The 9536-nt window shown below is 63.6% G+C and carries 6 protein-coding genes; 2 read left to right on the forward strand and 4 right to left on the reverse strand.

All coding sequences use genetic code 11. The features are described 5' to 3' along the window. Positions 1-93: 93 nt before the first annotated feature. The 4 genes from AC2FNA_RS23900 to AC2FNA_RS23915 all read right to left on the reverse strand — a co-directional run bounded on the left by AC2FNA_RS23900 (position 94) and on the right by AC2FNA_RS23915 (position 7066). The gene (locus tag AC2FNA_RS23900) at positions 94-3549 is read right to left on the reverse strand and encodes an indolepyruvate ferredoxin oxidoreductase family protein (RefSeq protein WP_496830902.1); all 3456 of its coding nucleotides are present in this window, start codon (positions 3547-3549) and stop codon (positions 94-96) included. 757 nt (positions 3550-4306) lie between these two features. Then, a complete protein-coding gene (locus tag AC2FNA_RS23905; protein WP_496830904.1) occupies positions 4307-5677 on the reverse strand; it encodes a glutamate--cysteine ligase in 1371 nt (456 codons plus the stop codon). A 139-nt stretch (positions 5678-5816) separates the two neighbouring features. Beyond that, entirely contained in the window at positions 5817-6344 is a 528-nt protein-coding gene (locus AC2FNA_RS23910; protein ID WP_496830906.1) for a hypothetical protein, read from the reverse strand. Then, positions 6341-7066, reverse strand: coding sequence for a 16S rRNA (uracil(1498)-N(3))-methyltransferase (locus tag AC2FNA_RS23915; RefSeq protein WP_496830908.1), 726 nt, complete (start codon positions 7064-7066; stop codon positions 6341-6343). The genes AC2FNA_RS23910 and AC2FNA_RS23915 overlap by 4 nt, the downstream gene beginning before the upstream one ends. A gap of 12 nt (positions 7067-7078) precedes the next feature. On the opposite strand from AC2FNA_RS23915, the gene ubiA reads away from it, so the two are divergent. Then, on the forward strand, positions 7079-8041 hold the full coding sequence (gene ubiA / locus AC2FNA_RS23920; RefSeq protein ID WP_234142425.1) for a 4-hydroxybenzoate octaprenyltransferase: 963 nt from the start codon (positions 7079-7081) through the stop codon (positions 8039-8041). Between the two features lie 62 nt (positions 8042-8103). Beyond that, a partial coding sequence (locus AC2FNA_RS23925; RefSeq protein WP_496830911.1) for an OmpA family protein occupies positions 8104-9536 on the forward strand: 1433 nt, incomplete at its 3' end.

Below are 9536 nucleotides of genomic sequence, written 5' to 3' on the forward strand. Positions count from 1 at the left end.
GGTCCGCAACACCCGTCAGTGGGTTCGGGGACCAGTTTTTATGGTCCCCGAGGCGAGGTTAGTTTCCGCTCGGTTGCATGTCCGATCCACCGATCAAGCAGCGTCGGCCCTGTCGGTCAGGATCGCGGCGCGTAGGTCCGTGCGTATCTGGTCTGCCGCTGTGGCGTGACGCCCGCGGACGTGTCCATATCCGCGGATTTGGTCCGGCAGATTCAGCAGTTTGGTAATGGCCTCGGAATCGGCGGTAACGGAATTGGCCACGGCAAAATCAATATCGGCCTGATAATCCGCCAGCAGCTTTCGAGCCAGCCGGTTCTCGTCGGAGTTACGGAACGGGTCGAGGATCGTGCCGCGCAGCACACGCAGGCGATTCATCCAGGCAAAGAACCGCAGAGCCGTTTTGCCTTTCACCGGACCCTTGACCGCTTTACCGGTTTTTGGATCGGTGCCGCCGAAGGGCCAGGCACCGAAATGGAAGGTCAGTTCCATGTCGCCTTCGAAGGTCTCGGTCAGTGCCTTGCTGAACGCTGGCTTGGTGTAGAGCCGCGCTACCTCCCACTCGTCTTTCACCGCCATCAGTTTGTAGAGCCCGCGCGCGACCGCCAAAACGGCGGCATCCGGCAGGCCAGCGGCCCGAACCTCGTCGACGCGCTCGGCGTAGCGCTGGGCGAATTCGGCGTTCCGATATTCGGTAAGTTCCTCAATCCGTCGGGCCACGATCTGGTCCAGGGTTTGTTCGCGATGGGTGTCGAGCGGCACCGGTGCATCGGCTCCCGCCAAGGTTCGGGCCTGTTCAGGGTCGGCGAGAGCCAGGCGTCCCAGATCAAAGGCCTGCTTGTTGCGGTCGACAGCAACGCCGTTCAGCTCAATGGCGCGGTGGATCGCTTCGAGTGACAGCGGGATGCCGCCCTGTTGCCACGAGGCCCCCATCAACACCATATTCGCAAAAACCCGGTCGCCCATTACCTTTTCCGCAAGGTCCTGCGCCGCCAGGCCGCGAGCTTTCGAACCCAGAACGCGGCTCATGCGCTCCAATTGCTCATCCCCGTTCAGCTGCCAGTCTGGATTTCTTGCAAACTCGGACGTCGGCACCACCGTCGTGTCGGTCACCGCTACGGATTTGCCTGCGGTTAGCTTGGACAAAGCCTCGTCACCCGCCGCGACCACCAGATCGCAGCCGATCAGCGCATCGGCCTCGCCCGTGGCGATCCGGGTCGCGCGCATGTCCTCGGGTCGCGATGCGATCTTGATGTGGCTGTGGACCGCGCCGTATTTCTGCGCAAGCCCGGTGATGTCGAGGTTCGACGAGTAATACCCGTCCGCATGGGCGGCCACGGCGAGTGTCTGGCCAACGGTCACCACCCCGGCGCCGCCGATGCCCGAGACGAGGATCGACCACGACCCATCGATGGCCCGGGCGGCCGGTATCGGCAGGTGGCTTACGTCAATTTCGACCTCGGCGGCCTTGGCCCGACGCGGCCTGGCGCCGCTGATCGTCACAAATGACGGGCAGAATCCCTCGACGCAGGAGAAATCCTTGTTGCACGAGGATTGATTGATCCTGCGCTTGCGTCCGAACGAGGTTTCCAACGGTTCGATTGCCATGCAGGCCGAGACCGTCGAGCAATCGCCGCAGCCTTCGCAGACCTCAGGGTTGATGAATACCCGTTTGTCGGGGTCGGCCCACTTGCCGCGCTTGCGCAGGCGGCGGCGCTCGGTCGCGCAGGGCTGATCATAGATGATGACCGTTACACCCGGTTTCTGGCGCAATTCCTTCTGGACCATGTCCAGTTCGGTGCGCGGATGCACGCTCACGCCGAAACCCAGATCCTTGCCGTCGTATTTTTCGGGTTCATCGGCCACCAACGCGATCTGTCCGACCCCTTCGGCCTTGAGTTGGCGCACCATTTTCTCGGGGCTGATCTCACCATCATGCGGCTGGCCGCCGGTCATCGAGACAAACCCGTTGTGCAGCAGCTTGTAGGTGATCGGGGCGCCGGCCGCGACTGCGGCCCGGATCGCCATCAGCCCTGAATGGAAATAGGTACCGTCACCCATGTTGGCAAAGACATGTTGTTCATCGGTGAACGGGAACTGTCCCAACCACATCGCGCCCTCTCCGCCCATGTGGCTGACCGAGTTCGTCTTGGTCGGATCGCGCAGCATCGCCATCGTGTGACAACCGATCCCCGCCAGTGCCCGGCTGCCGTCGGTCACCTGTGTCGACCGTCCATGCGGGCAACCGGCACAGAATGACGGCAGCCGAAGCGCCCCTGTCCCGAGGGCGACCGGTGCCTCGGGGCTGTTCGGGAGCGACAGGCCGCTGCCTGGATCAGTTTCGTTCGCCACCCGCACCAGTACGCGGGTGATCAATCCCGGATCGATCTCGCCCGTATTCGGAAAGGCGCATTCGGCCGCATCGGGCGCATAGACCTGCCCGGCAAAGGTCTTGCCCACGATGCGCGGGGCCATCTCGGACCCGTAGAGGATCGCGCGAATCTGATCTTCGAGAAGCGGGCGCTTTTCCTCGACCACAATGATCGTGTCCAACCCCTTGGCAAAGTCGCGGATGATTTCGGCATCAAGCGGCCAGACCATCCCGACCTTGAGCCGCCTGACGGGCATGCCGCGGATCGTTCCGTCACGGTATCCCAAGCCTGCCAGCGCCTGCGCCAGGTCCTGCCAGGCTTTCCCTGCCGCGACGATGCCGATGCGCGCCGCCTCGGGGCCATCCAGCTGGTTGAGGCCATTTGCGCGCGCGTAGGCCAGCACCTTGTGCAGCTTGACGTCCCACAACAACCGTTCCTGCTCGGGCACAGGAATGAAGGGCTTGATCGACGTATCCGGTGTTTCGCCATCGGGCAGCACGATCGTCGGACTGTCGGGCGACACGTGGACAGAGCCGCCGCCCTCGACCACGTCGGTCACCAACTTCATCCCGGCAACGGTGCCGGAATAACGGCTCATGGCGATGCCGTGCAGACCCATGTCCAGCACATCCTGCGCATTGGCGGGCGCCAGCAGCGGCGCCCCAAGCGAGGCAAAGTTCAGATCCGAGTAGCAGGCCAGGGTCGAGGATTTCGCGCCGTGGTCATCACCCACCAGCAGCAGCGTACCGCCTTTGGGATTGGTCCCCGAAAGGTTGGCATGCCGGATCGGGTCCATCGATCGATCCAGCCCTGGCGCCTTGCCGTACCAGATCGAAAAGACCCCATCGACCCGTGCGCCAGGAAACAGTCCGACCATCTGCGCGCCCCAAGTGGCCGTGGCGGCGGTGTCTTCGTTCACGCCGGGCTGAAAAACGATGTTGTGTTCTTTGAGCACGGCTTCGGCCCGCCACAGATTCATGTCATAGGTGCCGACAGGCGAGCCACGATAACCCGAGATATAGCCTCCCGTTTTCAGACCCTTCGCCATGTCCCGCTTGCGCTGCTGGATCGGAAGCCGCACCAGTGCCTGCATTCCGGTCATGTAGACCCAGCCTTCTTCCTTCGTAAGACGGTCTTCGAGGGTCATATCCAGGCGTTTGGCGGGGACATGAACAGTCATTGCGTCGTCCTTTCCTGTGTTCGGGTCGATCCAGTAGGCCCGAGATCGCGCTCGGGCGCAAATAGTGTGTCATCCGAATGCAGGATGTGGTCGAGAAATATTCGATGACAGCATCCTTGGCAGGCTGGTCAGCGGCCTGCCGATCCATCGACCCGCCCTTATTGAAATCGCTATCGGCTCAGCTGCAATCCGAAGGCCTCTGTTTGTCCGATATGCGGACATATGCACGGACCGCCTCGGTCATACTGTCGAAAAGGTGCCCGTACTGCGCGTGGGCCCGGGACGCTGTCGTGTGAGGTGCAGTTTAATGAGTCCGTCAGGAAGCTTGTGGCGGGGCTAAAACCGCGATGTTGGCGACCGCCCTGTCAATGATCAGCAAGAGATCGGCGTTGGCGCCATCGGAAACCACGCACGGAGATGCGGGGCAGGGGGGCGCTCTTTCAATAGGCCTTTGAACCAACCAGCGTCATGGCCACCCTTCCATGGATGCCGGACAGGCTGTCAGCCGGTAAAGAGGCCCTTGCCGCTCTATCGCACAACCAGAGAGTCGCGTCTTGTATGGTCCCTGGTCCGTTGGCGTCATGCCTGCGCACTCTGTTGCGGTTGCCGATCATACCGCCAACCCAAGTGCGCCTGTCATCGGTCTGAGGTTTGCCGTGGAACCTTTGCAAAAAGAGTTTCAGGTGTGCTCACCGCATGCTTTTCGCCTTCGTGTCGCGTGCGGCTCGCCGGAAACCAATGGGACCTGAGACCAGGGTCAATAGCTGTATTGCCCGTAAATCCGGGTCAGATCGCCGTTCCAGTCACCGTCAAAATGCTCGAGCAATTCGTCAGCGGGAACCTTGCCCGACTCGACGCTTTCCTTGAGCGCGTTCAGGAAATGGGTCTCGTCGGGCACGAGGCCACCCGCGCCGGGGCGTGCGCGCGCCTTCAACCCGGCCTCGGAAATCGCCAGAACTTCGCGTGCGAGGTCGTGCATGCGGACATCGCCAGCCTGCGCTTGCAGGCCCTGGCGGCTCGCCTCGATGCGCAGGGTGTCGCGCGTCTCGGCATCCCAACCCTTAACCAGGTCCCAAGCAGCATCCAATGCCGATTGGTCGTACATCAGCCCGACCCAGAAGGCGGGAAGCGCACAAAGCCTGCGCCACGGGCCACCGTCGGCACCTCGCATCTCGATGAATTTCTTGATCCGCGCCTCGGGGAAGAGCGTGGTCAGGTGATCGGCCCAATCGCTGAGCGTCGGCGTCTCGCCCGGCAACGCGGGCAGCTGACCCTTGAGGAAATCGCGGAAGGACTGGCCCAACGCGTTGATATACTTGCCGTCTCGGTAGACGAAATACATCGGAACATCGAGCGCGTATTGCACCCACCGTTCGAACCCGAACCCGTCTTCGAACACGAAGGGCACCATGCCGGTGCGGTCGTTGTCGAGGTGCCGCCAGACGCGGGCGCGCCAGCTTTTATGGCCGTTGGGCTTACCTTCGAGGAAGGGGGAATTGGCAAACAGCGCCGTGGCCACCGGTTGCAGCGCGATGGCGACGCGCAGTTTCTGCACCATGTCCGCCTCGGAGGCGAAATCGAGGTTCACCTGAACGGTACAGGTGCGGCGCATCATGGTGGTGCCCGATGTGCCCACCTGTTGCATGTAATTGTCCATCAGCTTGTAGCGGCCCTTGGGCATCAGCGGCATCTGCTCATGGGTCCAGATCGGCGCGGCGCCAAGGCCGATGAAGCCGACGCCGATCTTGTCGGCGATATCCTTGACGTCGCGCAGGTGGTCGTTCACCTCGTCGCATGTCTGGTGGATGGTTTCCACCGGCGCGCCGCTGAGTTCCAGCTGGCCGCCCGGTTCAAGGCTGACATTGGCGCCGTCCTTGGTCAGGCCGATGAGCTTGCCGCCCTCTTCCAGCGGGGCCCAGCCGTGCAGGTCGCGCAGACCCTGGAGCACGGCGAGAATCGAACGCTCACCCTCGTAAGGTAGCGGTTTCAGCGTGTCCTTGCAGTAGCCGAATTTCTCGTGCTCGGTGCCGATGCGCCAGTCGGACTTGGGCTTGCAGCCCGAGGCAAGGTATTCGGCCAGCTGTTCGTGGCGTTCGATCGGTCCGCCGCCGGACTGGGGAATGGACATGCTCGGGCTCCGTCTTGGCTTTACTCGATCTGCCGACAAGTGGCACATTTGACGCAAGTGTCAATGGAACGGGGGGTAGAAACTCACGCGGTTGTGTTGGCCTGCCCATCACCGAAAATGATGCAACACTCCGACAGGATCAGTGCAATGGCAGCGCGGCAAGGCGTGAGGGTGTACGTTCCCAGATTACCACCGCATGGCGGGCTTCGGTATTCAACGCGGTCAGCATGCGCTCGGTCCTGAGACCGGGCAACGCCGAAAAACTGTCGAACAGGACCTCTGCCCCCTCGGCATTGACGGGGATGGCAAGCACGTCGCGCCCCTTTTGTTCCAGTAGCCAATGCGGCGGGGTGGCCGTGGGGTCAAAGGTCAGCCGCTCGATCTCGGCCGAAGCGACCGAACCGCCTCCGAGCGGCCCCATATAGGTGATCTCGCCCTCGTCCAGCAGCACGATGCCCGGACCGCCACCACCGGTGCGGAACCGTGCGCGCTGGACCCCGACGACCGCCAGTATCACGCCGGACGCCGCGACCGGCCAACCGGTCCAGCCCAACAGACCACCCGGTCCCGCGATCCAGCTGAACCCAAGAAGGACCAGCGCAAGCCCTGCGACCACCTCGCGCCAGCGCCACAGCGCTGCGCGCGCTTCGGGTCGGACAAAACTCATGCCCAATCCCCTAGCGCTTGTTGCCACAGGGTCATGGCCGCCACCGCCGCCGTATCGGCGCGCAGGATGCGGGGGCCAAGGCTTACCACATGGGCCTCGGTCATTGTGTGCAGGCGCTTGCGCTCGGCTTCGGAGAAGCCGCCTTCGGGGCCGATCAGGATGGCCCAGGGTTTGTTCCGCGCCTCCGAGGCGAGGCGCAGGGCGGACCCGGCCTCGGCCTCGTCGCAGAACATCAGCTGCCGCTCGGCGGGCCAGGTATCGAGCAGGCGGGAGAGTTTTTGGAGATCCGCTACCTCGGGCACGAAGGTGCCGCCGCATTGTTCGGTGGCCTCGATGGCGTGGGCCTGGAGCCGGTCTTGGCGGATGCGTTCGGAATTTGTGAAATCGGTCTGCACCGGCACGATCCGGGCAGCCCCCATCTCGGCCGCTTTCTCGACGATGAAGTCGGTACGTGCCTTCTTGATCGGCGCGAAGAGCAGCCACAGGTCGGGCGGCAATTGAAGCGGTCTGGTCTGCGTCTCGCAAACCAGCGTGCCGCCGCGCTTGCCGGCCTCGGTTACATGAGCCAGCCATTCGCCGTCGAACCCGTTGAACAGGGCCACCGGATCGCCGACACCCAGCCGCATCACCCCAAACAGGTAATGGGCTTGATCGCGCGACACCTGAACCGGTTGCCCCTGGCCCAGCGCCTGCTCTACATACAGTCTGATCTTTGCACTCATGGAAGACTACATATGCAAGGCCAAGCCCCAACACCAGATGGTCAGGTTGCCGATGCGGTGACCGGCAACTGGGTCGATATCCATGCCCCGGCCTGGTCGCGCCCCTATCTCAGGCTCAGCCGGGCCGATCGGCCCATCGGCACCTGGTTGTTGTTGATCCCCTGCTGGTGGGGGTTGGCGCTGGCCATGCTTGACGGGCAGGATGCGCGCTGGGGCGATCTGTGGATCGCCGTCGGTTGCGGGATGGGCGCGTTCCTGATGCGGGGCGCGGGCTGTACCTGGAACGACATCACCGACCGAGAGTTCGACGGGCGGGTCGAGCGCACGCGCTCGCGCCCGATCCCATCGGGGCAGGTGAGCGTGCGGATGGCGGCGGTCTGGATGGTGGCGCAGGCGCTGTTGGCGCTGATGATCCTGCTGACGTTCAATCGAGCGGCCATTGCCATGGGCGTGCTGTCGTTGTTGCCGGTGGCGATCTATCCCTATGCGAAACGCTTCACCTGGTGGCCGCAGGTCTTTCTGGGGTTGGCGTTCAACTGGGGCGCGCTGTTGGCCTGGACGGCGCATTCCGGCTCGTTGGGATGGGGCGCGGTGTTCCTCTATCTGGCGGGTATTGCCTGGACGCTATTCTATGACACCATCTATGCCCATCAGGATACGGAGGACGACGCGCTGATCGGGGTCAAGTCGACCGCCCGGCTGTTTGGCGACCAGACGCCGCGCTGGATGGCCTATTTCCTGGTCGCAACCGTCAGCCTGATGGGGATCGCCGTGATCGAGGCGGCGTTGCCCGATGCCTCGATCCTGGCGTTGGTGCTGGCGCTTGCAGGGCCTTGGGCGATGGGCTGGCATATGGCGTGGCAGCTGCGCGGGCTGGACCTGAATGACAATGGCAAACTGTTGCAGCTGTTCCGGGTCAATCGCGACACCGGCCTGATTCCGCTCATCTTCTTTCTGGTTGCACTGCTCGCATGATTGCACCACCGACCCTTGAGAGTTAAGAACTCTGCCAAAGACCGGAGAGACACGACCTGCTCATGCGACTTCCCCTGACCCTCGTGGTCGCGCTGACCTTTGTTCTGGCTGCGGCGTTGTGCGGTGTCGCCGCCAGTTTTGCGGTGTCCGCTGTCGAGGAAAACTCGGAAATCGCCGTGCGCCGGGCCCTGGACCTGAAGGGCCATGACTGGGCCGAGGTCGAGGCCGACGGGTTGCAGGTCAAGATGACCGGCATGGCCCCCGACGAGGCGACACGGTTCAACGCGCTGTCGGTGGTCGGAGGCGAGGTTGACGCCTCGCGCGTGATCGACCTGATGCAGGTACGACCCTCGGCAGGCCTGGCGGCTCCGAAATTCTCCATCGAAATCCTGCGCAATGATTCCGGTGTCTCGATCATCGGGTTGGTGCCCGCCTCGATGAACCGGCAGGCGTTGCTGAATGCGCTCAAGCGGCTGGCCGACGGGCAGCAGGTCGCCGACCTCTTGGAGACCGCGAGCTATCCGGTGCCCGATGGCTGGCAGGATGCGCTGGACTATGCCGTGGTCGCTCTGGGTATGCTGCCGCGCTCGAAGATCTCGGTCAGCGCCGGGCGGGTGACGGTACGCGCCATCTCGGACAGCGGTGCGGACAAGAGACGGCTGGAACAGGCGCTGAACCGTGCCGCGCCGCCTTCGCTGCGGATCGGCCTTGATATCGCGGCCCCGCGTCCGGTACTGACGCCGTTCACCCTGCGATTCCTGATCGACGACGAGGGTGCCCGCTTCGATGCCTGCGCCGCCGACACCGAGGCCGCCCGCGACCGTATCCTGAACGCCGCCCGCAATGCAGGGATGCAGGGCAATGCTTCGTGCACCATCGGGATGGGCGTACCGTCGCCCCGCTGGGCCAAGGCGGCCGAGTTGAGCCTTGCCGCACTGGCCGAACTGGGCCGGGGCACGGTGACCATCGCGGATGCCGACATCACGCTGGTCGTTGCGCCGAGCACCGACCCAGCTCTGTTCGACCGGGTCGTCGGAGAGTTGGAAGCCGGCTTGCCCGATGTGTTTGCCCTGCACGCGGTCCTGCCCGAACCCGAAACCAAGAAGGCCATCGGCCCGCCCGAGTTCACCGCCACGCTTAGCCCCGAAGGGCTGGTGCAGCTGCGCGGGCGCCTTGGCAGCGATTATGCCCGCGACATGGTGGACAGCTATGCCAAGGCGGCATTCGGGGCAAGAGCGGTCTATACCGCCGCGCGGATCGCTCCCGATCTGCCGGCGGACTGGCCCGTCCGGGTGCTGGCCGGGCTCGAGGCGCTGGCAACCTTGAAGAACGGTGCGTTGGTCGTGACACCCGATCAGGTAATGCTTCGGGGTACCACCCATGTGGAGGAGGCCAGTGCCGAGATTGCCCGGCTGTTGGCCGACAAGCTGGGTGAGAACCAGAATTTCGATCTGGAGATTACCTACGAAGAGCCGCCAGAGCCTGAGGAAACCAG

The sequence above is a fragment of the Ruegeria sp. YKSD163 genome, from assembly GCF_059612905.1.

What these genes read in the sequence shown, in the direction of transcription:
- AC2FNA_RS23900 (WP_496830902.1), bottom strand. Translation starts at nt 3,549, where the DNA reads ATGACTGTTCATGTCCCCGCCAAACGCCTGGATATGACCCTCGAAGAC.
- AC2FNA_RS23905 (WP_496830904.1), bottom strand. Translation starts at nt 5,677, where the DNA reads ATGTCCATTCCCCAGTCCGGCGGCGGACCGATCGAACGCCACGAACAG.
- AC2FNA_RS23910 (WP_496830906.1), bottom strand. Translation starts at nt 6,344, where the DNA reads ATGAGTTTTGTCCGACCCGAAGCGCGCGCAGCGCTGTGGCGCTGGCGC.
- AC2FNA_RS23915 (WP_496830908.1), bottom strand. Translation starts at nt 7,066, where the DNA reads ATGAGTGCAAAGATCAGACTGTATGTAGAGCAGGCGCTGGGCCAGGGG.
- ubiA (WP_234142425.1), top strand. Translation starts at nt 7,079, where the DNA reads ATGCAAGGCCAAGCCCCAACACCAGATGGTCAGGTTGCCGATGCGGTG.